The sequence below is a fragment of the Paracoccus sp. MKU1 genome (genome assembly GCF_001447385.1).
Taxonomy (GTDB): Bacteria; Pseudomonadota; Alphaproteobacteria; order Rhodobacterales; family Rhodobacteraceae; genus Paracoccus.
The window spans coordinates 52,920-78,934 of record NZ_LLWQ01000207.1; the positions used below are offsets into that span (position 1 = coordinate 52,920).

Annotated in this window: 23 protein-coding genes; 10 read left to right on the plus strand and 13 right to left on the minus strand. The window is 68.8% G+C overall.

Features of this window, described 5'->3' with window-relative positions:
* The first annotated feature begins 9 nt into the window (after positions 1 to 9).
* The 5 genes from AQY21_RS21025 to AQY21_RS21045 all read left to right on the plus strand — a co-directional run bounded on the left by AQY21_RS21025 (position 10) and on the right by AQY21_RS21045 (position 5,952).
* Positions 10 to 894, plus strand: a complete 885-nt coding sequence (locus tag AQY21_RS21025; protein WP_058099548.1) for a glycine betaine ABC transporter substrate-binding protein — start codon at positions 10 to 12, stop codon at positions 892 to 894.
* 65 nt (positions 895 to 959) lie between these two features.
* A complete protein-coding gene (locus AQY21_RS21030) occupies positions 960 to 1,835 on the plus strand; it encodes a nitrilase-related carbon-nitrogen hydrolase (protein WP_058099575.1) in 876 nt (291 codons plus the stop codon).
* 12 nt (positions 1,836 to 1,847) lie between these two features.
* The gene (locus AQY21_RS21035; RefSeq protein ID WP_058099549.1) at positions 1,848 to 3,038 is read left to right on the plus strand and encodes an acyl-CoA dehydrogenase family protein; all 1,191 of its coding nucleotides are present in this window, start codon (positions 1,848 to 1,850) and stop codon (positions 3,036 to 3,038) included.
* A 15-nt stretch (positions 3,039 to 3,053) separates the two neighbouring features.
* Positions 3,054 to 4,616 (plus strand): class I adenylate-forming enzyme family protein, encoded by a 1,563-nt coding sequence (locus AQY21_RS21040; RefSeq protein ID WP_058099550.1) that lies wholly within the window; start codon positions 3,054 to 3,056, stop codon positions 4,614 to 4,616.
* 10 nt (positions 4,617 to 4,626) lie between these two features.
* Positions 4,627 to 5,952 (plus strand): MmgE/PrpD family protein, encoded by a 1,326-nt coding sequence (locus tag AQY21_RS21045; RefSeq protein ID WP_058099551.1) that lies wholly within the window; start codon positions 4,627 to 4,629, stop codon positions 5,950 to 5,952.
* 13 nt (positions 5,953 to 5,965) lie between these two features.
* Here the strand turns inward: AQY21_RS21045 and AQY21_RS21050 are convergent, their stop codons facing one another.
* The 9 genes from AQY21_RS21050 to AQY21_RS21085 form a co-directional block, all read right to left on the minus strand.
* Positions 5,966 to 6,961: a GlxA family transcriptional regulator gene (locus AQY21_RS21050; RefSeq protein ID WP_058099576.1), complete on the minus strand. Its 996-nt coding sequence runs from the start codon at positions 6,959 to 6,961 to the stop codon at positions 5,966 to 5,968.
* 79 nt (positions 6,962 to 7,040) lie between these two features.
* The gene (locus AQY21_RS21055; protein WP_058099552.1) at positions 7,041 to 8,234 is read right to left on the minus strand and encodes an FAD-binding oxidoreductase; all 1,194 of its coding nucleotides are present in this window, start codon (positions 8,232 to 8,234) and stop codon (positions 7,041 to 7,043) included.
* Positions 8,221 to 9,804: an NAD(P)/FAD-dependent oxidoreductase gene (locus AQY21_RS21060; RefSeq protein WP_058099553.1), complete on the minus strand. Its 1,584-nt coding sequence runs from the start codon at positions 9,802 to 9,804 to the stop codon at positions 8,221 to 8,223. Before AQY21_RS21060 ends, AQY21_RS21055 begins: the two co-directional genes overlap by 14 nt.
* Before the next feature lie 121 nt (positions 9,805 to 9,925).
* Complete coding sequence (locus AQY21_RS21065; protein WP_058099554.1) at positions 9,926 to 10,957, minus strand: hybrid-cluster NAD(P)-dependent oxidoreductase; 1,032 nt, start codon at positions 10,955 to 10,957, stop codon at positions 9,926 to 9,928.
* A 5-nt stretch (positions 10,958 to 10,962) separates the two neighbouring features.
* Complete coding sequence (locus AQY21_RS21070; RefSeq protein ID WP_058099555.1) at positions 10,963 to 12,195, minus strand: SRPBCC family protein; 1,233 nt, start codon at positions 12,193 to 12,195, stop codon at positions 10,963 to 10,965.
* A 240-nt stretch (positions 12,196 to 12,435) separates the two neighbouring features.
* Positions 12,436 to 12,582, minus strand: coding sequence for a hypothetical protein (locus AQY21_RS29095; RefSeq protein WP_161906085.1), 147 nt, complete (start codon positions 12,580 to 12,582; stop codon positions 12,436 to 12,438).
* The gene (locus tag AQY21_RS21075) at positions 12,563 to 13,327 is read right to left on the minus strand and encodes an ABC transporter ATP-binding protein (protein ID WP_058099556.1); all 765 of its coding nucleotides are present in this window, start codon (positions 13,325 to 13,327) and stop codon (positions 12,563 to 12,565) included. Before AQY21_RS21075 ends, AQY21_RS29095 begins: the two co-directional genes overlap by 20 nt.
* On the minus strand, positions 13,320 to 14,360 hold the full coding sequence (locus tag AQY21_RS21080; RefSeq protein WP_238986848.1) for an iron ABC transporter permease: 1,041 nt from the start codon (positions 14,358 to 14,360) through the stop codon (positions 13,320 to 13,322). Before AQY21_RS21080 ends, AQY21_RS21075 begins: the two co-directional genes overlap by 8 nt.
* Entirely contained in the window at positions 14,357 to 15,412 is a 1,056-nt protein-coding gene (locus tag AQY21_RS21085) for an ABC transporter substrate-binding protein (protein WP_058099557.1), read from the minus strand. Before AQY21_RS21085 ends, AQY21_RS21080 begins: the two co-directional genes overlap by 4 nt.
* Between AQY21_RS21085 and AQY21_RS21090 the strand changes: the two genes are divergently transcribed.
* Entirely contained in the window at positions 15,297 to 16,238 is a 942-nt protein-coding gene (locus AQY21_RS21090; RefSeq protein WP_082658208.1) for a substrate-binding domain-containing protein, read from the plus strand. The genes AQY21_RS21085 and AQY21_RS21090 overlap by 116 nt on opposite strands.
* Here the strand turns inward: AQY21_RS21090 and AQY21_RS21095 are convergent.
* The 4 genes from AQY21_RS21095 to AQY21_RS21110 all read right to left on the minus strand — a co-directional run bounded on the left by AQY21_RS21095 (position 16,226) and on the right by AQY21_RS21110 (position 20,034).
* Complete coding sequence (locus AQY21_RS21095; protein WP_058099559.1) at positions 16,226 to 16,738, minus strand: HPP family protein; 513 nt, start codon at positions 16,736 to 16,738, stop codon at positions 16,226 to 16,228. The genes AQY21_RS21090 and AQY21_RS21095 overlap by 13 nt on opposite strands.
* A gap of 54 nt (positions 16,739 to 16,792) precedes the next feature.
* Positions 16,793 to 17,998: an NAD-dependent formate dehydrogenase gene (locus AQY21_RS21100; protein ID WP_058099560.1), complete on the minus strand. Its 1,206-nt coding sequence runs from the start codon at positions 17,996 to 17,998 to the stop codon at positions 16,793 to 16,795.
* Between the two features lie 666 nt (positions 17,999 to 18,664).
* Positions 18,665 to 19,084, minus strand: a complete 420-nt coding sequence (locus tag AQY21_RS21105; RefSeq protein WP_058099561.1) for an NUDIX domain-containing protein — start codon at positions 19,082 to 19,084, stop codon at positions 18,665 to 18,667.
* Positions 19,085 to 19,116: 32 nt separating this feature from the next.
* Positions 19,117 to 20,034: a LysR family transcriptional regulator gene (locus tag AQY21_RS21110; RefSeq protein ID WP_058099562.1), complete on the minus strand. Its 918-nt coding sequence runs from the start codon at positions 20,032 to 20,034 to the stop codon at positions 19,117 to 19,119.
* Between the two features lie 915 nt (positions 20,035 to 20,949).
* Between AQY21_RS21110 and AQY21_RS21115 the strand changes: the two genes are divergently transcribed.
* The 4 genes from AQY21_RS21115 to AQY21_RS21130 all read left to right on the plus strand — a co-directional run bounded on the left by AQY21_RS21115 (position 20,950) and on the right by AQY21_RS21130 (position 25,911).
* Complete coding sequence (locus AQY21_RS21115) at positions 20,950 to 22,626, plus strand: formate--tetrahydrofolate ligase (RefSeq protein ID WP_058099563.1); 1,677 nt, start codon at positions 20,950 to 20,952, stop codon at positions 22,624 to 22,626.
* Positions 22,627 to 22,725: 99 nt separating this feature from the next.
* On the plus strand, positions 22,726 to 23,625 hold the full coding sequence (gene folD, locus AQY21_RS21120; RefSeq protein ID WP_058099564.1) for a bifunctional methylenetetrahydrofolate dehydrogenase/methenyltetrahydrofolate cyclohydrolase FolD: 900 nt from the start codon (positions 22,726 to 22,728) through the stop codon (positions 23,623 to 23,625).
* A gap of 40 nt (positions 23,626 to 23,665) precedes the next feature.
* Positions 23,666 to 24,646 carry a CoA ester lyase gene (locus AQY21_RS21125; RefSeq protein ID WP_058099565.1) on the plus strand — a complete coding sequence of 327 codons (981 nt, stop codon included), beginning with the start codon at positions 23,666 to 23,668 and terminating at the stop codon, positions 24,644 to 24,646.
* Positions 24,646 to 25,911: a glycerate kinase gene (locus AQY21_RS21130; protein ID WP_058099566.1), complete on the plus strand. Its 1,266-nt coding sequence runs from the start codon at positions 24,646 to 24,648 to the stop codon at positions 25,909 to 25,911. Before AQY21_RS21125 ends, AQY21_RS21130 begins: the two co-directional genes overlap by 1 nt.
* The last annotated feature ends 104 nt before the right edge of the window (positions 25,912 to 26,015 follow it).

Sequence of the window (26,015 nt, forward strand, 5' to 3'; positions counted from 1 at the left end):
GCCAACAGAATGAACATCACCATAAAATCCGGCCTTGCGGCACTGGCCCTCGCGGCGTTCGCGACCGGCGCGCAGGCGGCCGACATCGTCGTCGGCGGCAAGAACTTCACCGAACAGCAGATCCTGTCCGCCATCACCCAGCAGGTGCTGGAGGCGAACGGCCACAGGGTCGACAACCGCGCCGGCATGGGCTCGGCCGCGGTGCGCCAGGCGATGGAGAACGGCCAGATCGACGTCTATTGGGAATATACCGGCACCTCGCTCATCACCTACAACAACATCGAGGAAAAGCTGGACCCGCAGCAGACCTATGACACGGTCAAGGAACTGGACGCCCAGAAGGGCATCGTCTGGCTGAACCCGTCCGAGGCGAACAACACCTATGCCCTGGCGATGCGCGCGGCGGATGCCAGCGAAAAGGGCATCGCGTCCATTTCCGACCTGGCGGGGGCGATCAACGGCGGCCAGGGCCTGACCTTCGGCTCGAACGCCGAATTCTATGCCCGCCCGGACGGGCTGAAACCGCTGGAGACGGCCTATGGCTTCGAGTTCGGCCGCGCCAATGTCAAGCGCATGGATACCGGGCTGGTCTATCAGGCGCTGCGGGACGGGCAGGTCGATGTGGGGCTGGTCTTTGCCACCGATGGCCGCATTCCCGCCTTCGACTTCACCGTGCTGGAGGACGACCAGGGCTATTTCCCCAGCTATGCGCTGGCACCCGTGATCCGCACCGAGGTGCTGGAGGCGAATCCCGATATCGGCGATCTGCTGAACGGGGTGGCGGCCAAGCTGGACGATCAGGTCATGGCCGCGCTGAATGCCAGCGTCGACGTGGACAAGGTCTCGGTCGAGAACGCGGCGGCGAAGTTCTTGCAGGACAACGGCCTCAACTGAGGCGGGCCGGCGGGGGCGGCATGCGCCCCTGCCGGCTGGGCGGCGATGCGAAAGGGCCGAAGGCGATGACGACCAGCAAGACGATCACCATCGGCGCCGCGCAGTTCTCCAGCGAGATCGGCGATGTCGATGCCAATCTGGAGCGCCACCTGCACTGGATCGCACGGGGACGCGAGGCGGGCCTGGACATGCTGGTCATGCCGGAACTGTCCCTGACCGGCCATTACGGGTCCGAGCATCTGCTCGACGCCGCCATGTCGCGCAAGGACCCGCGGCTGAAGCGGCTGGCCGAGGCGGCGGGCCCGATGGCCGTGACGCTGGGCTTCATCGAGGAAGGGCCGGCCGCGCAATTCTACAACGCGGCTGCGATCCTGTGCGACGGGCGGATGATCCATCTGCACCGCAAGGTGAACCTGCCCACCTATGGCAAGCTGGAAGAGGGCAAGCATTACGCGCCCGGCCGCTTCGTCGAGACCTGCGAACTGGACGGGCATTGGCGCGCGGGCCTTCTGATCTGCGCCGATGTCTGGAACCCGGCGCTGACCCATCTGGCCTTCCTGCATGGCGCCACCCTGCTGATCTGCCCGGTCAGCTCCGGCGAGGAGGCGGTGGGCGCCGATTTCGACAATCCCGGCGGCTGGGCGCTGACCTGCCGCTTCTATGCGATGATCTACGGCGCCCCGGTCGTCATGGTGAACCGCACCGGGACCGAGCGCGACCTGACCTTCTGGGGCGGTTCGCGCATCATCGATCCCTTCGGGCGCGAACTGGTCGTCGCCGGTTCCGGCGATGAGATGATCTCCGCCACGCTGGATTACGACGTGCTGCGCCGCGCGCGCCACCTGCTGCCCACCGTCCGCGACAGCAACCTGGCGCTGGTCCAGCGCGAGACGGCGCGGCTGATCGACACCCTGGGCGTCCCGGATTTCGTCCGCGAATGAGGCAAGACGACGATGCGCGATTTCCTCCTGAATGACGAGGACCGGGCCTTCCGCACCGAGATCCGCGATTTCCTGGCCCGCGAACTGGCCCCGCGCGTGGACCGGATCGAGCGCGACCAGGATTTCGCGGCCCAGCTGGAGGTCGCGCAGGCCCTGGGCGAGGCCGGCTATCTGAAGCTGATGTTCCCCGACCTTTATACCGGCGGCCTGTCGCGGCCCGGCCTGACCCAAGCGGTGATCGTCTCGGAAGAGGCCGCCTATCTGAACTATGCCTTCGAGACGACCATCGCCACGGCCCTGTCCTGCGCCTACCCGATCCACCGCCATGCCCGCCCGGCGCTGCGCGAACGCTACCTGACGCCGATCCTGGAGGGCCGCGCCGTCGGCTCGATCTGCATGACCGAGCCGAATGTCGGCTCGGACAGCGCCGGCATGGAGACCGCGATCCGCTTTGACGAAGCCAGCCGCGAATGGGTGATCGACGGGTTCAAGCGCTATATCTCGAACGCGACCAAGGCCGATGTCTATATCGTCTGGGGAATCACCGATCCCGACGCCGCCCCGCAAAGGGGCATGAGCGCGGTGCTGGTTCCCTCCGATACCCCCGGCCTGTCCTTTCCCCGCATCTATGACTTCATGGGCCGGCGCGGCTCGGTCGTGGGCGAGGTGGCGCTGGACGGGGTGCGGGTACCGGAGGAGAACCTGCTGGGAGAGGCGAATGCCGGTTTCCGCATCATGCTGGGGGCCTTCAACTTCGAGCGGGTGATCCTGGGCGGCTCGGGCCTGGGCGTGGCGCGGGCGGCCTTCGACCTGGCGCGGGACCATGCGCAAAGCCGCGTCAGCTTCGGCGAGAGGCTGGGCCAGAAACAGCTGATCTGGGACATGATCGCGCAGATGAGCTGGCGCATAGACGCGGCCGAACTGCTTACCCAGCGGGCGGCCAGGATGTATGACGACGGCATCGGCGGCAAGGACCTGATGCGCGAGGCCAGCCAGGCCAAGCTGGTCGCGACCGAGACCGCCGTCTTCTGCTCGGACCGCGCGGTGCAGATCCTCGGCGGCGACGGCGTCACCCGCCAATACGGCCGGGCCGAGCAGCTTTACCGCGATGCCCGCGCGCTGCCCATCGTCGGCGGCAGCTCCGAGATGTGCAAATACCTGATCGCGGCGCGCGAGATGCCGGCGATCCGTCCCAATCTGTGACAGCAAGAGAGACCTATGCATATCGCCCGCATTCTGGAGGCTTCCGCCGACCGCTACCCGGATCACCTGGCGCTGGTCTTCGAGGACCGGCGCTGGACCTATGCCGAATGGCTGGCCCGCGTGCGCCGCTTTGCGCAGGCGCTGTCGGATCTGGGGGTGCGGCCGGGGGACCGCGTGGCCTTCTATGTCTCGACCTCGGAAAACTCGGTGACGACCTATTTCGCCTGCCAGATGCTCGGCGCGGTGGCGGTGCCGATGAACTTCCGCCTTTCGGCGGGCGAGGCCGCCTATATCCTGCGGGATTCCGGCGCCCGCGTGCTGATCTATGGCCGCAGCCTGACCGAAAACGTCGAACGGATCGCGGCGCAGATGCATTCGGTCCACGATTTCATCGGCTGCGCCTATGACCGGGCGCATATCCCCGCCGGCCATCTGCATTTCGATACCCTGGCCGAGCAGACCGCGGACCGGGACGAGCCGCGCATCATTCCCCCGGGGGATGCGATTTCCTCGCTGGTCTATACCTCGGGGACGACCGGGCGGCCCAAGGGGGTGATCCACACCCATGCCAACGACATCGCCATCGCGATGAACTGCGTCATGGAATATTCGCTGAACCACACCGACAAGGCGCTGCATATCGCGCCGCTCTACCATGTGGGCGGCATGCAGGCCTATTTCATTCCGCATCTGCTGGTCGGCGGCACCAATGTCGTGATCGGCCGCTACGAGGCGGAAAAGACGCTGGACACCATCGCGGCCGAGCGCATCACCACGCTGTTCGCCGTGCCCACCCAGATCCAGAAAATGCTGTTCCACCCGCGCTTCCGCGATCAGGACCTCTCCTCGCTGCGGCTGATCACCACCGGCGGCGCGGCCATTTCCGCCGCCACGATGGAGCGGGTGATGGCCGAGTTCTGCCCGGCGATCTTCAACGGCTACGGCATGACCGAGGCGTCGCTGACGCTGGTGCTGCATCCGCAGGACGCGCTGCGCAAGCTGGGGTCCTGCGGCAAGCCGACGCTGATTTCGGAATGCCGGATCGTGACCGACGACCCCGAGCGCGAGGTGCCGCCCTCGGAAACCGTGCCGCGCGGACAGGTGGGCCAGCTGATCGTGCGCGGCCCGCAGGCGATGCAGGGCTATTGGAACAACCCGTTCGAGACGCAAAAGAAGCTGAAGGCGGGCTGGATCTATACCGGCGACCTGTTCAGCCAGGACCGGGACGGGTTCTATTACTTCCACGGCCGGGCCGATGACATGATCGTCTCGGGCGGCGAGAACATCCATCCGCGCGAGGTCGAGGAGATCCTCTATCGCTGCCATGGCGTGCAGGAGGTGGCGGTCGTCGGGCTGGCGGACGAGAAATGGGGCCAGGCGGTGACGGCCTTCGTAGTCCGCTCGGACCCGGCGCTGAGCGCGCAGGACCTGGACGCGTTCTGCAAGGCCAGCGACGCTCTGGCGCCCTACAAGCGGCCCCGCCGCTACGAGTTCCTGGAAAGCCTGCCGCTGAACCCCAGCGGCAAGGTGCTCCGGCGCGAGCTGGTCGCGCGCCATGCCCCGCAGCCGGCCTGTTGAGGACAGCATCATGCCATCGAATTTTCACGATTTCCTGCACGACATGCGCGCGGAGGACATGCCGGATGCGGTGCTGGACCTTGGCCGCCGCTGGCTTCTGGACCTGCTGGGGGTCGCGGCGGGCGGCAGCCGGACGCGGCTGTCGCGCATCATCCGCGACCATGCGGCGGCGCATTTCGGCGCGGGGGGCCGCGCGGCCCCGATGCTGATGGACGGCCGCGGGGTCAGCCCGGCGGGCGCGGCGCTGGCGGGCGGCATGACCATCGACGCGCTGGACGGCCATGACGGGCACAAGCTGACCAAGGGCCATGTCGGTTGCGGCAGCCTGCCCGCGCTGCTGGCGCTGATGCAGGCCGAGGGACGGACGGATGACCGCGCGCTTCTGGCCGGGCTGGTCGTCGGATACGAGATCGGGACGCGCGCGGGCATCGCCCTGCACCGCACCGCCTGCGACTATCACACCTCGGGCGCCTGGATCGCGGTGGCGGCGGCGTCGCTGGGCGCGCGGGTGCTGGGGCTGGACGCGGCGCGGACGCGCGAGGCCGTGGGCATCGCCGAATATCACGGCCCGCGCAGCCAGATGATGCGGTGCATCGACCATCCGACCATGGTCAAGGACGGCTCGGGCTGGGGCGCGATGGCCGGGGTCTCGGCCGCCTATCTGGCGGCGGCGGGCTTTACCGGCGCCCCGGCGATCACCGTCGAGGGCGCGGATGTCGCCGACCTCTGGGCCGATCTGGGCACGAACTGGCGCATCGCCGAGCAGTATTTCAAGCCCTGGCCGGTCTGCCGCTGGGCGCAGCCCTCCGTGCAGGCGGTGCTGGACCTGCGGGCGCGGCATGGGGTGACCGCCGATCAGGTCGAGCGGATCGAGATCGCCACCTTCCACCAGTCCCGCCGCCTGGCCGCCCGCGATCCGGCCAGCACCGAAGAGGCGCAGTATTCCACCGCCTACCCCGCCGCCGTGGCGCTGGTGCGGGGCCGCGTCGATCCCGCGGACGTGGCCGAGGACGGCTTGGCCGACCCGCTGATCCGCAGCCTTGCCGCCGGCATGACCGTCAGCGAGCGCGAGGATTTCAATGCCGCCTTCCCGGCCCGCCGGTTCGCCGATGTGCGGCTGGTGATGAAGGACGGCCGGGTGCTGGACTCCGGCCCGACCGAGGCGGCGGGCGACCCCGAGGCACCGGCGCCGATGGATGCGGTGCGCGCCAAGTTCCGCGCCTATGCCGCGCCGGTTCTGGGCGAGGTTCGCGCCGCCGATCTGGAAAAGGCGGTGGACCGGCTGGGCGACGGCGGCGGCACGGGGACCCTGTTCGGCCTGCTGGGCGCTGCCTGAGCGGCGGTCGGGTTCAGGCGATGCGCCGCGACCGGGCCCGGGCGGCCCGCGCCTGTTCGCGCATCTCGCTCGGGCGGATGCCATAGAACTCCTTGACCCATTTCGAGAAATGCGAGGTCGAGGCGAAGCCCGTGGCGATGGCGATGTCGATGATCGGCTGTTCGGTGTAAAGCAGCATCTCGCGCGCCCGCTCGACCCGCAGCGACAGGTAGTAGCGCGCCGGCGTCATGCCCAGGAAGTTGCGGAAATTGCGCTCCATCTGGCGTTCGCTGACACCCGTCAGCGCGGCCAGCCTTTCGATCTGCAACGGCGTCTCGATATTGGCCTGCATCAGGCGAATGGCCATCTGCATCGTCCCGGGCAGGGTGCCGATCTGCTCGGCCCGGCCGCCCTGCTGGTTCTCGCCCGCATCGCGCATCCGGGCGTGATGGAACTGGTTGGCGACCCCGTTGGCCAGGTCGCGCCCGTGCAGGTCGGCGATGATATGCAGCATCAGGTCCATCGAGGCCGTCCCGCCCGAACAGGTCAGCCGGTTGCGGTCGATCTCGTAAAGCGTGCCGGTGATCGGCAGATGCGGGAAATCCTCCTCGAAGGCGGCGCGGTTTTCCCAGTGGATGGTGCAGCGATAACCGTCCAGCAGCCCGGCGCGGGCCAGCAGATAGCTGGCCGTGGACAGGGCGCCGATGGCCCGGCCGCGATACGCCGCCCGCCGCAGGGCGGCAAGATAGGGGCGTTCGTCCTGGGGATCGACCCGCGCGCCGCCGCAGATGAACAGGGCGTGGTTGCGCTCGATCGCCTGATCGACGGGGATGGCCGGAAAGGGAATGCCCGAGGACGGCATGACCGGCTGGCCGTCGATGCTGCACAGGTCCCAGCGGAAAACCTCGCGCCCCAAGAGGCGGTTCGCGGCGCGCAAAGGCTCGGTCGCCGAGGCGAGGCTCAGCATCGAGAGCCCTTCCAGCATCAGGAAGGCGAAGCACAAAGGCTCGCCCGTGTCGTGGTAGAACATCGGCGGGTCCGGGTTGCGATGCGCCATGTTCGGTCAAGCCGCCCCGCTCTTCAAGCCGCCCTGCTTCACGCGGTCCGCATCAGGCGGTCGCCATCGCGGCGGGCAGCCAGCCCTGAAGCGCGTCCCAGTCGGGTTCCAGCCGGTCGAAGCGTCCCAGCCGCAGGCTGGAGAGATCGGCGAAATTGCAGCGCCCCTGCGTCACCAGCTGCATCAGCGCCCGGCCCGAGGCTGGCGACAGGCCGAAGCCCACGCCCGACAGCGTGGCGACGGTCAGGTTCTGCCACAGCGCCGGGCGGTCGATGACCGGACGGCCGTCGGGGGTGTTCTCGATGATGCCGGCCCAGCTGCGGATGACGCGGGCATGGGCGGCCTTGGGCAGAAGCTCGGCCAGGCGCCGGGCGATGCTGCCCGCCAGCGGGGTCGAGGGGCGCGGCCCGCCCGGCTGCGCCTCGGTCTCGACCCATTCATGCGGGCCGCCGCCATAGGCCAGGTTGCCGCGCAGGGTCTGGCGGCCATAGAGCCCGTTGCCGTCGATCCCGCCCAGCGGCATCAGAGGCAGAGGTTCGGTGACGATCATCTCGGCGCGGGCGGCGCGCATGGGGATGTCCACCTCCAGCATCGCGGCCAGCCGGCCGGTCTGCGGACCCGCCGCGATGACCAGATGGTCGCAGCCGAAGTCGCCCTTGTCGGTCCTGACCGCCGTCACCCGGTCGCCCTGCCGCCGGAAGCCTATGACGGTGACGTGCTGGCGCAGCCGCCCGCCCCGGTCGCGCAGTGCCCAAGCATAGGCCTGCACGGTGCGGTGCGGATTCGCATGGCCTCCGAAATGGTAATAATGCCCGGCATGGACATTGTCGCCGGCCAGCGGCACCAGCTCGCGCACCGCCTGCGCGTCCAGGTCGTCGGCGCGGAAGCCCTGCTTGCGGGCATTGGCCACGGCGCGGCCGTAAAGCGTGAACTGCTCGGGCGACAGCGCGATGCGGATGCGGTTCGGCCGGAACTCGGTCGGATAGCCCAGAAACTCGTCCATCATCGGCCAGAGCCGCTGTTCCTCGGCGAAAAGCGGGCTGTGATGGTGCGAGCAGCCGCCGCCATTGCGCCCCGAGGCCTCCCAGCCGACGATGCCGCGTTCCAGCACAAGGACGTCGACGCCCGCCTCGGCCAGCCAGAAGGCGGTGGAGAGGCCCGTGACGCCGCCGCCGATCACGATGACCGAGGCGCCGCGATTGTCGTCGCCGGCGTCGATGCCGGGGATGGGGTTATTCGCTGACATGTTCCTTCTCCGTCGCAAGCGCGGCGACCGTGTAATGTTCCTCGACATCCCAGAAGGGCACCCATTGACGCGGCATCCCGAACCAGGAATCCCAGGCGGCAGCGATGGCGGGATCCTCGGGCGTGGCGGCGGCGGCCAGGCTGATCGGCCGGACCGGGCTGCGATGGCCGGCCAGCGGCACCACCCCCAGCGACAGGTCGTCCTGCAAGGCCAGCAGCGCCTGGATCTGCTCGCGGCAGCGGCGGCCCTGGCAGGGGCCCATGCCGGCGCGGGTCAGCCGCTTGATCTGGTCGGGATCGGGCGGACCCTCGCCCAGGATCTCGGTCAGGCTGCGGGTCAGGTTCGGCAGAGGCGGCGCGTTCAGATAGCGCGGCGGGCTGACATCCAGGATCTCGCGCGCCGTGACCTCCTCGCATTGGCAGACCGGCATGTCGGCGACGGCCTCCACCACCGAGGCGCGGACCCAGGCCTTGCGGTATTCGCCCAGATCGGCGGCAGGGCCGGGCTGCGGAGCGTCCCCGGCCGAAGCACTCGCCAGCCCCAGCGCCGCCAGCGCGGCCCCGGCGGCCAGCCGCCCCTCGGCCTCGGCCAGCGCCGGATCGGCGGATTTCGCGGCCCAGATCCCCGCGCAGTCGCCCGCGGCGCGGATGCCGGGCAGGCTGGTCTCGCCGCCCGCGCCCAGCAGGGGCACGAAACCGCCGCGGCCATTGTCGAAGGCGCAGCGCGCGCCGGCGGCGTGCAGCAGGTCGATCATCGGCACCGCGCCCACGCCCAGCAGCACGGAATCGCAGGCGATGGTGCGGTTGCGCAGCACCAGCCCGGTGACGCCATCCGCGTCCGAGGTGACGCCGCGCGGCGCCTCGCCGGTGACGATCTCGACCCCGGCGGCGCGGATGCGCGCCACCAGATCCTCGGGCGCGGCAGGGGCGGCCGCCTGTTCGACCACGGCGGCAATGGTGACGCCCGCATCCATCAGCTCCAGCGCCGCCAGCAGCGCCTCGGGGGTCGAGCCCAGCATGACCGCGCGGCGGCTGTCCAGCGCATCGTAGAGCCGTGCCAGCATCAGCGCGGCGCCGGCGCCCAGCACGCCGGGCAGGTCCCAGCCGGGAAAGGCCAGCCCCATGTCGCGCCGCCCGGTTGCCACCACCGCTTGATCGAAGCCGACCAGATGGCTGCCCTGTTCCTCATCTACCAGGCCGGCGACCAGTCCGGGCATCCAGCCCAGATTGGGCTGGTTGGCGAACAGCCCCCAGCAGGCGGTGCCCAGGCGGATGTCGATGCCCAGATCGAACAGCTCGACCAGGTCGGGCCGCGCCTCCAGCATCCATTCGGTCATGGCGTTGCGGTTGCGGACCGCGCCGCCCATGCGGCCGCCCCAGATCTGCGGGACGCTTTCGCCCATGGTCTCGAAGGGCACGGGATGTTCGTCGACCAGCATCACCTGCGCGCCGCCCTGATGGGCGTGGCGGGCGGCGGCGATCCCGGCGGGGCCGGCGCCCACGACCAGGATCTGGGTCCGCTCCGCGATCTCAAGGCGCTTGCCGGCGACGGATCGGGGGTCTGTAGTCATCTTGCGTCCTCTGGTGACTGGTCGGCGGGCATCGCGGCAGGGCCATCCTTGGGGCATGGCTGGCCCGGCCGACATCAGGTTTCCGCCCGGAAGGGAAAGAAATCCGACCGTGATCCGGGCGTCAGGCCAGCTTGATCTCGACATCCGACGCCGCCCGGGTCGAGCAGGCCAGCACATAGCCCTCGGCCGCCTCTTCCGGCGTCAGCCCGCCATTCGGCCGGCTGTCCACTCGGCCCGAGACCAGCTGCACCATGCAGGTGCCGCACATGCCCTCGCCGCAGCCGCAGGGGATGACGACCTCTTGGCGCAGGCTGGCCTGCAACAGCGTCTCGTCCGGGCGGATGGCGATGGCGCGGCCGTTCACGGTCAGGCCGAAACCGGGGCCGGCCGCGACGGCGACCTCGGCCACGGGCGGCGCGACCGGGGCAGCGGCGCCGAAGCTTTCGGTGTGGAACTGTGCCCGCGCCCCGCCCTCGGCGGCATGGATCAGCCGGACCTCCTGCATGAAGCCCTGCGGGCCGCAGCAGAACACCTGACGGCGGCCCAGATCGGGGATGGCGGTCGCCAGCTGCCCCCGGCTGACGCGGCCGCGATAGCCGAACCAGCCCGGCGCGGCGCAGCTGACGCTGACCGCCACCGTCAGATTGGGCATCCGCGCCTGCATTTCGGCCAGTTCGCGGGCAAAGAGCACCTCGGCCGGATCGCGCGCGGCATGGAACCACGCCAGATCGGCCTCGGGCTCGGTTTCCGCCAGATGCCGCAGCATGGCCATCATCGGCGTGGCGCCCGACCCGCCCGAGACGAAGGCCAGCCGGTCGTTGCCGCGCAGCCCCAGCGTGAAGGCGCCGCGCGGGGGGCGGGCCTCGATGCCGCTGCCCTCGCGCAGGTTGTCATGCAGCCAGCGGGTCGCGCCGCCCGGTGCCTGCGCCTTGATCGTCAGCTCCAGATCGCCCCGGGCGCCGCCCGAGATGGTGAAGCTGCGCCAGGCCGGGCCGCCCGGCAAGGGCACCCTCAGCACCAGCGCCTGGCCGGGGGTGAAGCCCACCGGGCCGCTGTCCGCGCGCAGGCGGAAGGTCTTGACGGTGGGCGTCTCGTCGCGGACGGCGATGCAGGACAGCGCCAGCAGGGCCGCCGGAGGGGCTTGCATGTCCATGCGCCTTACTCCGCCGCGATCCGCGCCTGCGGGCCGCCGGTGAAATCACCCATCTTGCCCGCATACCATTCCGAGAAATTGTTCAGCATGAATTCCGAGGGCGCATAGGGGCCGGGCCGATAGGCGCGCGACAGGATGCCGCGATGGTTGTTCTCGGCCAGCACGCGATCCTCGTCATTGGTGGCCAGCCAGACCTCGGTCAGGCGCGTGAGGTCGTAATCCACCCCCTCGACCGCATCCTCGTGGACCAGCCATGTGGTGCGCACCTCGGTCCGGTTCGCCGACAGCGGCAGGACCCGGAAATGCAGGATGTGGTCGGAGAGGAAGTGGTTCCAGTTGTTCGGCACCCGGAACATGCGGACCGAGCCCAGATCGGGTTCGGTGAAATCGGCCAGAAGCTTGTTGCAGGCGGGCTTGCCGTCCATGGTGAAGGACAGGCAGCCCTCGTTGAAAGGCAGGCGGATGCAGCGGAACTCGTTGCCGCCCTCGGCCGGCTTGTGCGGCAGCCCCAGCCCGTCCCAGCGCGCGGTGGAACGCTCCATCAGCCCCTGGAACTGCGCCTTGACCAGCGGATCGTCGGGCAGCGCGAATTCGACCAGCGTCACCAGCAGCTCGGGATGGTTGCCCGCGCAGTGATAGCATTCGCGGTTGTTCTCGATCACCAGCTTCCAGTTCGCCTCCTCGACGATGGTCGAGGTGAAGGCGACCTTGGTGCGGTCGGGCATGTGCGGGGCGATATAGGGCGTGACCCCGGCGCGAAACCGCGCCAGCGAGGGCGGCTGATCGGCAAGGCAGATATAGACCATGCCGCAGATCACCTCGACATGGACCGAGGCAAGGCCATGCGCCGCCTTGTCAAAATCGTCGGGCATCTGCCGGGCGTTGATCAGGCTGCCGTCCAGTTCATAGACCCATTGGTGATAGGGGCAGACCAGGCGGTTCGCCCGGCCCCTCTCCTTCTGGCAGATCAGCGAGCCGCGATGCCGGCAGCTGTTGTGGAAAGCGGCGATCTCTCCCTCGCGGTTGCGCAGCACGACGACGGGATTGTCGCCGACCTTCAACGTCAGATAGTCGCCGGGGCGGGGGATCTCGACCACGTTGCAGGCAAAGATCCAGTCGGTCTCGAACACCGCCTGCATGTCGGCGCGAAAGATCTCGTCATCGACATAAAAGTCGCGGGGCAAGGAATGGCCGGGCCGGCGCTGGCCGAGCAAACCCGCTATCCGTTCTTTCAGCATTCTCGGCAACCTCTTGAAAAACCTTTCGATGCAGACGCAACCAGACGGTCGTGGGCATCCTGTCCTGCGCCCTCGGCCCGGCGCAGCAGCAATGCGACATCGGCCGTCAGCTTTCCGACGAGCCCCGAAAAGGGGGGCCGCTTGAAAGGAACGGGCCGGACGACCGCCAGCGGAGGCATCCGATTACTGGCCACGCCCTGGATGAACAGTCCGCATCAGCCAGGAGAGTTCCGAGAGCAATCACCGGAACAGGATCACCATGGCCGCCCCCTGATCGGGAAGCCCGCTTCGACGGCGTTCGTACCGGGCCGGCCTGTCGGAGACCCCGTCGCGCTGCGGATCGCTCATCGGGATGAGATCGGCCTCATCACCGGCCATCTGCCGCATATAGCGGCACCACGGCTCGGCAGATACGCTTACCCTGCCGGTAATCGAGGATCTTCACGGGCAGGCCGTAAAGCGCCCCGATCCGGGCCTCGGTCAGGATCTCGCGGCAGGGGCCGAAAGCCGGCGGGCCTTGCGGAAGCATCAGCAGCGCCTTGTCGGTAACGGCGAGGGCATGGTTCGGCTGATGCGTCGTCATCATCACCGCCAAACCGCGGTCGGCAAGCGCCCGAGCCAGCGACAGCACGCGGTCCTGGTTGCCCAGATCCAGCGCCGAGGCGGGCTCGTCCAGCAAAAGCGCCGCAGGCTCAGCGGCGATGGCGCGGGCGATCAGCACCATCTGGCGCTGGCCGCCCGACAGGGCGTCGAAATGCGCCTCGGCCCGGTCGGCAAGGCCGATCACCGACAGCGCCTGCATCGCGGCCTCGCAGTCGCGCCGCCCGGGCATGCGCAGCAGGCCGATATGGCGCGCCCGGCCCATCAGCACCATGTCGATGACACGATAGGGAAAGGCGCGGGCAAAGTCCTGCGGCACCAGCGCCGCCCGCCCGCTCACCGCGATCCGGCCCCCTGTCGGGGGGCGCAGCCCGGCCGCAACCCGCAGCAAGGTGGACTTGCCGCAGCCATTGGGCCCGAGCACGGCCATGATCTCGCCCGGCCGGACGGCGAAACCCAGCTCGCGGAACTGCCAGCGCCGGCCGTCATAGGAATGCTCCGCGCGCTCGGCCAGGATCAGCGGCTCAGCCATCGATGCGCCTTTCCCGCGTCCGCCACAGCAGAACCGCGAAGATCGGCGTGCCGATCAGCGCGGTCAGGATGCCCAAGGGGATTTCCGAAGCGCTCATGCTGCGCGCGGCATCGTCCACCAGCAAGAGGAAGGTCCCGCCCAGCAGCGCCGAGGCCGGCAGCAGCACCCGGTGATCGGCGCCGACCAGCATCCGCGCCAGATGCGGCACCACCAGACCGACCCAGCCGACCATGCCGGACACCGCCACCTGCGCCGAGACGATCATCGCGGTCAGCGCCAGCAATAGCCAGCGCAGCCCCGTGACCGGCACCCCAAGCGCACGGGCGTCCTCGTCGCCCATCGACAGGATGTTGATCCGCCAGCGCAGGGCCAGCAGCACCGCGCCGCAGGACAGAACCGGCCCCGCCAGCAGCACCGCCTTGCCGGCATCCGCGGTGGCGAAGCTGCCCAAGAGCCAGAAGACGATCACCGGCAGCTTGTCCTGGCTGTCGGCCATGAACTGCACCAGGCTGACCAGCGCCCCGAAGAAGCCCGAGACTACGACCCCGGCCAGCACCAGCACGAGGATATTGCTGCGCGAGACCGCCGCGCTCAACAGCCAGACCAGCACCAGCGCCGACAGGCCGCAGGCGAAGGCGGCCCCGACCAGCCCCAGATGCTGCCAGCCGGCCAGGATGGCCAGCGTGCCGCCGAAGGCCGCGCCGGACGAGACGCCCACCACTTGCGGCCCGACCAGCGGGTTGCGGAACAGGCCCTGAAGCGTCGCGCCCGCCAGCGCCAGCCCGGCCCCCGCCAGCGCCGCCATCAGGACGCGCGGCAGGCGGATGACGGTGACGACGCTCCACTCCATGGCGGTGACCGGCTCGGCCGGCGCAAGCCAGGGCGAGATCAGGATCTGAAGCACCCGTCCCGGCGGGATGTCGAAGCGGCCGATGCCCAGCGAGGCGCTGGCGACGGCGACCAGCAGCGCCGCCAGCGCCCAGAGGATGCGGGCCTCGCGTCGCGCCGCAGCGACGGACAGCGCGGCGGTCACGGCCGATAGGGCACGCGATAGAAGCGCCGGTAATAGCCGTCGGCGCGGGCGTCCAAGTCGATGTCGTCGAACCGTTCAGGATAAAGCGCCTTGGCCATCCACAGCTCGCCCAGCGCCATCGCCTCGGGCATGGGATAGCCCCAGGCCTTGGCATATTCCGGCATCAGCCAGATGCGATCGGCCTGCACCGCGGCAATGGGCTGCCAGGCGGGGCTGGTCCTGATCTCGTCCACGACCTCGGGATAGCGATCCTGCACGAAGATCACCTGCGGATCCCAGCCCAGGATCTCCTCCATGGTGATCTGCTTGTAGCCCTGGATCTGCTTCGCCGCGACGTTCAGCGCGCCGGCCCGCGCCATCATCAGTCCGGTATACTTGCCGCTGCCATAGGTGGTCAGGTCCGGGTTCGCCATATAGGCGCGGACGCGGTCACCCTCCGCCAGATCCGCCAACCGCCCGGCCACCAAGGCCCGCGACTCCGTCGCCGCCGCGATCAGCTCCTCGCCGGCCTCGGCCTTGCCGAAGACCTCGGCGATCAGTTGCACGCCCTCGCGAAAGCCGTTGTCATAGGCCGCAGCCTCATCCCCGCCGACCACCGGGCTTTGCTTGACCGCCTCCTCGGGCGGGACGTCCAGCAACGAGATCACCACCACCGGCAGGCCGACGGATGCGATCTGTTCGCGCATCTCGGCCGGGGCATAATTGGTGACGAAAACCACATCGGGCTTGAGCGCCAGCAATTCCTCGATGTTCACGCTGGTCAGGCCGCCGGGCATGGCCAGAGCCCCGATCCCCGGCGCCAGCCGTTCGAACCCGGCGCCGAGCTGCTTTTTCCATTCGTCGAGCACACCGACGACCTGGCCCTGCGCGTCAAGCTGCACCGCAATGTTCAGCGTCTGGTGCTGCAAGACGACGGCGCGCTCTATGGTGTCGGGAATGGTCACCTCGCGCCCCAGCTGGTCGGTGACGGTGCGGTCCGCCAGCGCGGGCGAGGCCAGCCCCAGCGCTACCCCGAGGGCGAGCAAGGTCAGGCAGCGATCATGTCTTGTCATCAATGTCCCTCCGGCCTGTCATCAGCAGGCGATTCGATATATCCATTTAAGCATATCGTGTGGCACAGGACAGGATGGGAATGCCGCAAATCACTTTCGCCGTGGCGGGCAGCCTGCCGCCGCCCTGTCCGAGTTCGCGCGCGGGTTCATCGAGGAAACCGGGCATGCCGTTTCCATTCATCATGGCCCCGCCGGCCTGTTGACCCAGGCAATCCGGGACGGGCTGGCGGTCGATGTCTTCGTCTCGGCCAGCCCGGAAGGACCGGCCGCGTTGCACCGGGCCGGTCTGTTCGGCCCGCTCCGCACCATCGCGTGGAACCGCATGGTGCTGGTGGTCCGCCCGGAGTTGGAAGCGCCGGTCGAGGATGCGCTGGCCCTGCTGGCCGATCCGCGCTGGCGCATCGGCATGTCCACCCCCGGCGCCGATCCGGGCGGCGACCATGCCGCAGCCTTCCTCGGCCGGCTGACCACAACCGATCCGGGCCGCTGGCAGGGCCTGCGCGTCCGCTGCGCCAGCCTTTACGGGGCTTCGCTGCCCGATCCCGATGCGCCGCCCCGCAGCCCGGCGGCCGAGACGCTGCGTGAGGGACGGGCCGACATGCTGATCGCCTATGCGACCACGGCGGACCGGATCGCGCGGGCGCTGCCCGGAACGCGGATCCTGTCGCTGCCGCCTCACCTTGCGCCACCGACCGAGATCTGCGCCACCGCGCGATTCGGCGGCCCGGAACCGGCGCGCCGCTTCTTCGAGGCCTTGCAGGGCCCGGCCTGCGCAGAGATCCTGCGCCGCCATGGTTTCCTGACCGCCCCCGTTCAGCCCGGATAGGCCCGCATCGAGACCAGCCGGTGATAGGCGATGGCGACCAGCACCAGCGTTACGGTTCCGGCCAGGATCGGCAGGCCGAGGAAGGACCAGCCCGCGCCGGTCAGGATCACCACCAGCGGATCGCCGCCCGCGGGCGGGTGTACGGTTCCGGTCAGCTGCATGACGGCGATGGCCAGGCCCACGCCAAGCCCCATGGCCAGCACGGAATCGCCGATCAGGTTCAGCACCAGCAGCCCGACCAGCGCCGACAGGACATGCCCGCCGATCACGTTGTGCGGCTGCGCCAGCGGGCTTTGCGGCAGGGCGAACAGCAGCACGCAGCTTGCCCCGAAGGGCGCGATCAGCAGCGCCTGCTCCAGCGATTGCGCAAGCCCCGCCAGCAGCCAGATCGCCACCGCCCCGCCCAGGCCCGAGACCAATGCGGTCAGCAGGTTCAGGCGGGCATGGACGGCCGGAACCGGCGGCTTTTCCCGCTCTGCGGTCTGTGTTTGCGAATACATGTCATTCTCCCGGAAAACGGCCCCCGCGATCCCTCTCGCGCGGGCCGGCAGGCGTCAGCCGACTTTCTCGAACTTGGCGGCCTCTTCCGAGCCGCCGGTCGCATTGCCCTTGGAATAGGAATGCGCGCCCACCCCGGCGAGGCTGCCGCCCTGCACGATCAGGTATTCGTCGCGGATCGGCCGGCCCTCGAAATAGCATTCCAGGATCTCGCGGGTGCCGGCGGCATAGCGCGCCTGCGCCGAGAGCGAGGTGCCCGAGATATGCGGCGTCATCGCGTTATGCGGCATGGTGCGCCAGGGATGATCCTGCGGCGCCGGCTGCGGGAACCAGACGTCGCCGCCATAGCCGGCCAGCTGGCCGCTCTCCAGCGCCCGGGCCACCGCATCGCGGTCGCAGAGCTTGCCGCGCGCCGTGTTGACCAGATAGGCGCCGCGCTTGAACAGCTTCAGCGTCTCGTCGTTGACCATATGCTCGGTCTCGGGATGCAGCGGGCAGTTCAGCGTGACGATGTCGCAGGCCGGGAACATGGCCTGGGGGCTCGCGTGCCAGGTCAGGTCCAGTTCCAGCTCGACCTCGCGCGGCAGGCGGTGGCGGTCGGTATAGTGCAGGTGCATGCCGAAGGGCTTGAAGCGGCGCAGCACCGCCAGGCCGATGCGGCCGGCGGCGACGGTGCCGACATGCATCCCCTCGATGTCATAGGACCGGGTGACGCAATCGGCGATGTTCCAGCCGCCCCTGACCGCCCAGTCATGCGAGGGGGTGTAGTTCCGCACCAGGTTCAGCGCCGTCATCACCACATGTTCCGACACGCTGATCGAGTTGCAGAAGGTGACCTCGGCCACGGTGATGCCGCGGTCGATGGCCGCTTGCAGGTCGACATGGTCCGAGCCGATGCCGGCGGTCAGCGCCAGCTTCAGCTTCGGCGCCTTGGCGATGCGCTCGGCGGTCAGGTAGGCCGGCCAGAACGGCTGCGAGATGACCACCTCGGCATCGTGCAGGTGCTTTTCCAGCTCGCTGTCGGGGCCGTCCTTGGACGAGGTCACCACCAGCTCGTGGCCCTGCGATTCCAGATAGTTGCGCAGGCCCAGCTCGCCCGAGACCGAGCCGAGCAGGCTGCCCGGCACGAAGTCGATCGCCTTGGGCGTCGGCAGGGTCTGCCCGTCGGGATAGCGCTCGATCACCGGCAGCGAATCGCGGGCATAAGAGGTCGGATAGCCGTTGATCGGGTCGTCGTAGAGCACGCAAACAACCTTGGCCATGAATATTCCTTTCCGTTCATGAGGCAGCCGGAAGTCCCGCCTTGTGCCGCGGGTGGGCACGGGGAAACGCAAGCCTGTCCCGTTCGCGGGCAGGCGGACCGGCAGGGACCGGGCGATGTCGGGGCTTTCCTCCCTGGATGCCTCGAGGGTTGCACGAGGTGTCTTGTGGACAGGGCCGAGCCTGCATCCCGTCGCATGCAATCGCAAATCGGAGTTTTTCAACGATCCATAGACGGTTTCGATGATGCCGCGCCGCGGCATACGATTTTCCCTTGGTTTGCTGGGAAAAGACGGTTCCAAAGGACGGGCGGCGGCAAGGGCCGCACCGCGAAAACGCCCGGTCGCCAGCCTGGCTTGACAGCCTTCCCGGTTCCCTTCACCTCGGCGAACGATATGTTCATAACGAAATAACGAATCATGCGCCCAGCTTCCAGCATCCTGCTTTCCCAGGGCCGCCTTGCCGACCGTACGCCCGGCGCCAAAGCCGTCGCCGAGGCCCTGGCGACAGGCTGCGCGCCCTTCTTGCCGCCATTCCGCCAGAGCGCATCGCCGGGGTCGAACTCGCCGAATTCGAGATGCCGGAGACGGACCAAGCGGTGCAAAAGGCCATCGCGACCATCCTGGACATCGTCGGCCCGCTGCTTCCCAACAGGCAATGAGCCGGGGCTAACCGGCCTGCTGTGGAGCGAAGGCGCCCGCGACCCAGCGCGGCAGGATCTGCTCACCGGTCAGCGGCGCCAGCGGGATGCCGGCGCCCGCCGGATCGACCCAGCGCGCCTCGGCGATCTCGGCGCCGGGGACGATTTCCATCCCGTCCGGGAGATGCAGCAGGAACAGGTCGGCAAGCACCTGCCGGCCGGGCTCGTTCGCCGCGCGGGCGCGAAAGCGGCCCAGCCCGCGCAGCCGTCCCGCCTCGACCCGCAGGCCGGTTTCCTCGGCAAGCTCGCGGCACAGCGCGGCCTCGGCGGTTTCGCCCGCGTCGATCTTGCCGCCGGGTTGCTGAAAGACGCGCGTGCCGGCCTTGCGGACCAGCAGCGTCCGGCCGTCTGGGCGCATGACCAGCGCCGCCGCGATCATGATATCCATTCCGCCCTCCGTCCCAGATACGACGGGCAGCATCAACCCGCCCGCATGGCGCTGAAAACCCGCTCGGCGGCGGCGCGCAGGGCGCAGTCCTGCAAGGCGCGCACCATCGGGGATTGCGGCATGCGATCCGCCAGCACCAGCCCGATCTCTTGCGCATGGCCGGGGTCAGTCAGGGGCACCAGCCGCAGATCCTCCACCCCGGCGAAGACCAGGCCGAAGGTATGCGGCAGGATCGCGCACCACGGGCCGCGCCGCAGATGCGCAAGCACGCCCAGGAAGGAATTCGTCGCGACCTTTGGCGCCAGGCGCACGCCCGCCCTGCCGGCAATGGCGTCGAGGATCCGGCGGTTCTGCATGTCCCCCGACAGCAGGCAAAGCGGCCGCGCCGCAGCCTCGCTCCAGGTCACACCGGCCCGCCCGGCGAAATCGTCGCCGCTGCGACAGGCAAAGACGTAATGCTCGGAATACAGCGGAAAGCAGCGCACATGCTGCAAGGGTTCGTTGTCGAGATAGGTCACGCCGCCGTCGATCTCGAAATTGTCCAGCCCCTTCTGGATGGCGCGGGAGGACATCGATCGCAGCTCGATCTCGGCCAGCGGGTGGCGCGCAACGAAGGCCTCGGTCAGCAGCGAGGCGGCGGGCATGGCCGCGGGGATGACGCCCAGCCGCAGCCGCCCGGTCAGCCCGCCCCGGTCCCGGCCGTTCAGGTCGTCATGCAGGCTGTCGTAATCCGCCAGGATCTGCCGGCCCCAATGCAGCACCCTTTCGCCCTCCGGCGTCAACGCCAGGAAACGGTGGCCGCGGACGATCAGGCCCAGGTTCAGCTCGTCCTCCAGCTTGCGGATGGCGTGGGACAGCGTGGGCTGCGTGACATTGCAGCGCTCGGCCGCCCGGCCGAAATGCTGCTCTTCGGCAAGCGTCACAAAGAATTTGAGGTGGCGTATCAGCATGGCCGCGGTCCGGTGCTCTCGCTGTCATCGTTATAGCGAAGCTGGCATATCGGCAAGCTGCGGGATTGCCCGGCAGGAAAGGCGAAAGCGTCGCGGAATGCAAGCTCATGGCGCAGGACCGCTGGAGCGGACGACCGGCCCAGCATGTCGAAGCGGCCCGTCCGATCGCCGCAGATGAGCAGCTTGGGCAGGCCTGATCCCGGTTCGCAACCTCAAGGAAAGCCGGGCGGCGCACGCAACCTTGAACGCCTGGTCGGCCATGGCAGCGTCCTGTCGGGCCTGATCGGACTATCTCCGGTTCGGCACCGGGGCACGGCGGTCGTGACGGAATGGCTGATTCGCCTTTCGCAGCAGCGCCTGGCCTGTTTTCCGGGACAGAGCCGCGAGTCGGTCGTGCCGACCGAAAAAAGCCGATTTGGACAGAATGTCCCAATTTTACCGCCCGATCCACCTGCCCATGGTCAGGATGTCCGAAAATCAGGCGGGCGCGGCGCAAAGAACAGACAGTGTGTCCAATCAACTGCCTGATATATAACAATAAAATATTGACAGCCGAGCGCAATATGCCGTTCCTGCACTTGGGGGTCATCGTCGGGAAACGCTGAGCGCGGGCACCGACAGTCAGGTGAAGGGAGGAAACCATGCATCATTCCAGGATGCCGGAAAGGCTGCAACCAGCGGTGCGAGGCGCCCGGAGGGCCACAGCCCCCGCCAGTGAGCGACGGCGCCTGTTCCTGCCTTATCCGGGGCTTTGAGCTGCATCGCGGCCGGATACCTGACAGCGGCTGGCGCCGTTGCACGCATCGCGCCGCATAGGATCTCCGGCATCTGACGGAACCGACCGGGCCGGCACGCGAGGGCCAGCTTCACGGGCGATCGTTCCGGCACACAACCTTCAGCATCAAGAACATCATCATGGCATATAAGAGCGACTCAGAAATCGCGTCCGAAGCCAGCAAGCTGCCGATCCGGGACGTGGCGGCGAAGCTGGGCATCACGGCCGAGGATCTGCTGCCCTATGGTCACGACAAGGCCAAGGTCAGCCAGCAGTTCATCGACCGGTTGCAGGACCGGCCCTCGGGCAAGCTGGTGCTGGTCACGGCGATCAACCCGACCCCGGCGGGTGAAGGCAAGACCACCACCACCGTCGGCCTGGGCGACGCGCTGAACCGGATCGGCAAGCGCGCCTGCATCTGCATCCGCGAGGCCTCGCTGGGGCCGAATTTCGGCATGAAGGGCGGCGCGGCGGGCGGCGGCCATGCGCAGGTGATCCCGATGGAGGACATGAACCTGCATTTCACCGGCGATTTCCACGCCATCACCAGCGCCCACAACCTGCTGTCGGCGATGATCGACAACCACATCTATTGGGGGAACGAGCAGCAGATCGACCTGCGCCGCGTGGTCTGGCGCCGCGTGCTGGACATGAACGACCGCGCGCTGCGGCAGATCACCTGCTCGCTGGGCGGCGTGACCAACGGTTTCCCGCGCGAGACCGGCTTCGACATCACCGTCGCCTCCGAGGTCATGGCGATCCTGTGCCTGGCGACCGATCTCGACGATCTCGGGCGGCGGCTGGGCGACATGATCGTCGCCTATCGGCGCGACAGGACGCCGGTCTATTGCCGCGACATCAAGGCGGACGGCGCGATGACCGTGCTGCTGAAGGACGCGATGCAGCCCAATCTGGTGCAGACGCTGGAGAACAACCCGGCCTTCGTCCATGGCGGGCCCTTCGCCAATATCGCCCATGGCTGCAATTCGGTGATCGCCACCACCACGGCGCTGAAACTGGCCGATTACGTGGTGACCGAGGCCGGCTTCGGCGCCGATCTGGGGGCCGAGAAGTTCTTCGACATCAAATGCCGCAAGGCCGGGCTGAGGCCGGACGTGGCGGTGATCGTCGCCACGGTCCGCGCCCTGAAAATGAACGGCGGCGTCGCCAAGCCGGACCTCGCGGCCGAGAATGTCGAGGCGCTGCGCAAGGGCTGCGCCAATCTGGGCCGCCACATCGCCAACATGAAATCCTTCGGCGTGCCGGTGGTGGTCGCGATCAATCACTTCTCGGGCGATACCGAGGCCGAAATCCGCGCGGTGCAGGATTATGCCAGGGCGCGCGGGGTCGAGGCAATCCTGTGCAGGCACTGGGCCGAGGGCTCGGAAGGCGCGGTCGAGCTGGCGCAGAAGATCGTGCAGATCGCCGAGGCGGGCAGCGCGGAATTCGCTCCGCTCTATCCCGACGACCTGCCGCTGTTCGCCAAGATCGAGACCATCGCCAAGCGCATCTACTATGCCGACGAGGTGCTGGCCGATACCGCGATCCGCAAGCAGCTGAAGGAATGGGAAGGCCAGGGCTACGGCCACCTGCCGATCTGCATGGCCAAGACCCAGTACAGCTTTACCACCGACCCCAATCTGCGCGGTGCGCCCGAGGGCCATTCCGTGCCGATCCGCGAGGTGCGGCTGGCCGCCGGCGCCGGCTTCGTCGTCGTCATCTGCGGCGAGATCATGACCATGCCCGGACTGCCCCGGCAGCCTGCTGCCGAGGTGATCGGGCTGAACGGGGCGCGCGAGGTCGAAGGTCTGTTCTGACCCTCCGGCCCGTCGCCCGACCAAGCGACCCAACGACGCTGCGGCGGCGGTGGCCCAGGGCTGCCGCAGGACCGGGCGCATTATCAGGAAGCGAAGACAATGAATGCCAAGATCATCGACGGCAAGGCCTTTGCGGCGACGGTTCGGGACCGGGTGGCAAGGACCGTGGATCGGCTGAAGGCGGAAGCCGGCATCACCCCGGGACTGGCGGTCGTGCTGGTGGGCGAGGACCCGGCCAGCGAGGTCTATGTCCGCTCCAAGGGCAAGGCGACGCTGGAAGCGGGGATGAACTCCTATGAGCACAAGCTGGATGCCGATACCTCGGAGCGGGACCTGCTGGCGCTGATCGAGCGGCTGAACAACGATCCCGAGGTGCACGGCATCCTGGTGCAGTTGCCCCTGCCGGCGCATCTGGACCCGGATGTGGTGATCAATGCCATCGACCCGGCGAAGGACGTGGACGGCTTCCATATCTCGAATGTCGGTCTGCTGGGGACGGGGCAGAAATCCATGGTGCCCTGCACGCCGCTGGGCTGCCTGCTGATGCTGCGCGAGCATCACGGCTCGCTCTCGGGCCTGAACGCGGTCATCGTCGGCCGCTCGAACATCGTCGGCAAGCCGATGGCCCAGCTGCTGCTGGGCGACAGCTGCACCGTGACCATCGCCCACAGCCGAACCCGGAACCTGGCCGAGATCTGCCGCAACGCCGACATCCTGGTCGCGGCGGTCGGCCGGCCCGAGATGATCCCCGGCGACTGGGTCAAGCCGGGTGCGACGGTGATCGACGTCGGCATCAACCGCATCCCGCATCCCGAGGACGGCGGCAAGACCCGGCTGGTCGGCGACGTCGATTTCGACAGCGCCGCGGCGGTCGCGGGCGCCGTCACCCCGGTGCCCGGCGGCGTCGGGCCGATGACCATCGCCTGCCTGCTGGCCAATACCGTCACCGCCTGTTCGCGGGCGCATGGCCTGCCCGAACCCGAAGGGCTGACCTCCTGAGGGGGCGGCGAACTCGAACCGAAGGAAGAAGGAACCCGATATGAGCTTTCACGTCATCGAACAGGCCCCCGCACGGCTGAACCGCAGCGAGCTTGCCGTGCCCGGCAGCGCCCCGCAGATGTTCCAGAAGGCCGCCGAATCCGAGGCCGACGTCATCTTCCTGGACCTTGAGGACGCGGTGGCCCCCGATGAAAAGGCCGAGGCCCGCCGGAACATCATCAAGGCGCTGAACGAGATCGACTGGGGCAGCAAGACCATGTCGGTGCGCATCAACGGACTCGACACGCATTACATGTATCGCGACGTCGTGGACGTGGTCGAGCAGGCCGGCGAGCGGCTGGACCTGATCATGATCCCCAAGGTCGGCACCGCCGCCGACGTCTATGCCGTGGACATGCTGGTCACCCAGATCGAGGACGCGAAAGGCTACAAAAAGCGCATCGGCTTCGAGCACATCATCGAGACCGCGCTGGGGATGCAGAATGTCAGCGCCATCGCCGCCGCCTCGAAGCGCAACGAGAGCCTGCATTTCGGCGTCGCCGACTATGCCGCCTCGACCCGGGCGCGCACCACGATCATCGGCGGCGTGAACCCCGATTACGCCGTCCTGACGGATCCCGACCAGGATGGCGGCCGGCAGCGGCACTGGGGCGACATGTGGCACTATGCCATCGCCAAGATGGTCGTCGCCGCGCGTGCCAACGGCTTGCGGCCGATCGACGGGCCCTTCGGCGATTTCTCGGACCCCGAGGGCTACAAGGCCGCCGCCTATCGTGCCGCGGTGCTGGGCTGCGAGGGGAAATGGGCGATCCATCCCAGCCAGATCGCCCTGGCCAACGCGGTGATGAGCCCCTCGGACGCCGAGGTGACCAAGGCGCAGCGCATCCTGACGGCGATGGCCGAGGCCGAGGCCGAGGGCAAGGGCGCCGTCTCTCTGGACGGGCGGCTGATCGACTATGCCTCGATCCGCCAGGCCGAGGTACTGGTCGAGAAGGCCCGGCAGATCGCCGGCGCCGCGTGATGTCCGCCGCGCTCAGATCCCGGGCCGAGATGCTGTTCCGGGCGGCCTGCACGGCCGCCGACCCGGCGCAAGCCCTGCGCGCCGCGCTGCGGAAGCATCCGGTGCCGGACCTGGGCGCGGAGGGCCGCTACATCCTCGTCGCGGTCGGCAAGGCAGCGACCGCGATGGCCGAGGCCATGCTGGACGCGCTGGGACCGGCACCGGTGCAGGCGCTGGTGGTGACCAATCGCGAGAACCGGCGGCCCCTGCCCGGCGCCATGGTCATGGTCGCCGGCCACCCGGTCCCGGACCCGGACGGCGCCGCGGCGGCCAAGGCGGTGATCGCGCTGCTGGGCGCGGCGGGGGCGGAGGACCGGGTGATCGCGCTGATATCCGGCGGCGGCTCGGCCATGCTGCCGGCGCCGGTGGGCGACTTGACCTTGGCGGACGAGATCGCGGTCGGCCGGCTGCTGCTGGAGCGCGGCTTCGACATCCGCGCCGCCAACCTGGTCCGCCAGCACCTGTCGCGGCTGAAGGGCGGCGGCATGCTGCATTTCGCCGCCCCGGCGCCGGTGACGGCCTATATCCTGTCGGACGTGATCGGCGACGACTTGGCGGTAGTGGCCTCGGGGCCGACCGTGGCGCCGATCGGCAGCATCGAGGAGGCCCGGTCGCTGATCGAGGCGCGGGGCCTGTGGCTGCTGCTGCCCGAAGAGGTCCGGGCGCATCTGGGCCGCGGCAAGGCGGCCGGCCCCGCTGCGGCTTCGCCCGCGGCGCAGAACCACCTGATCGGCTCGAACCGCAAGAGCCTCGAGGCGATTGCCGCGGCGGCCGCGGACCTGAACCCGGCGATCCTCTGCGACGCCCTGGTGGGCGAGGTGGCCGGGGCCGCGGCGCGCATCGTCGCGGCGGCGCAGGACGCGCCGCGCGGCCAGCCCGCCTGCCTGATCTTCGGCGGCGAGACGGTGGTGAACGTGGTCGGAACCGGGCTGGGCGGGCGCAATCAGGAACTGGCGCTGCGCGTGGCGCTGGCGATGCCGGCGCTTGGCCGGGACTGGGTCTTCCTGTCGGGCGGCACCGATGGCCGCGACGGCCCGACCGACGCCGCCGGCGGCATCGTGGACGCCGGAACCGCCGCTCGAATCCGCGCCGCCGGCCGCGACGGCGCGGCGCTGCTGGCCAACAACGACAGCCACGCGGCGCTGAAGGCCGCGGGCGACCTGCTGGTCACCGGCGGAACCGGAACCAATGTCGCCGATGTCCAGATCCTGCTGCTCGGCCCCTGAACCAAGGAGGAAACCGTGAAGAACCATCCGCCCCCGTCCACCCGGACTCGACACCTGACCACGGCACGGCCCGCACCCAGGCAAACATTCTTTTCGAAAGGTTG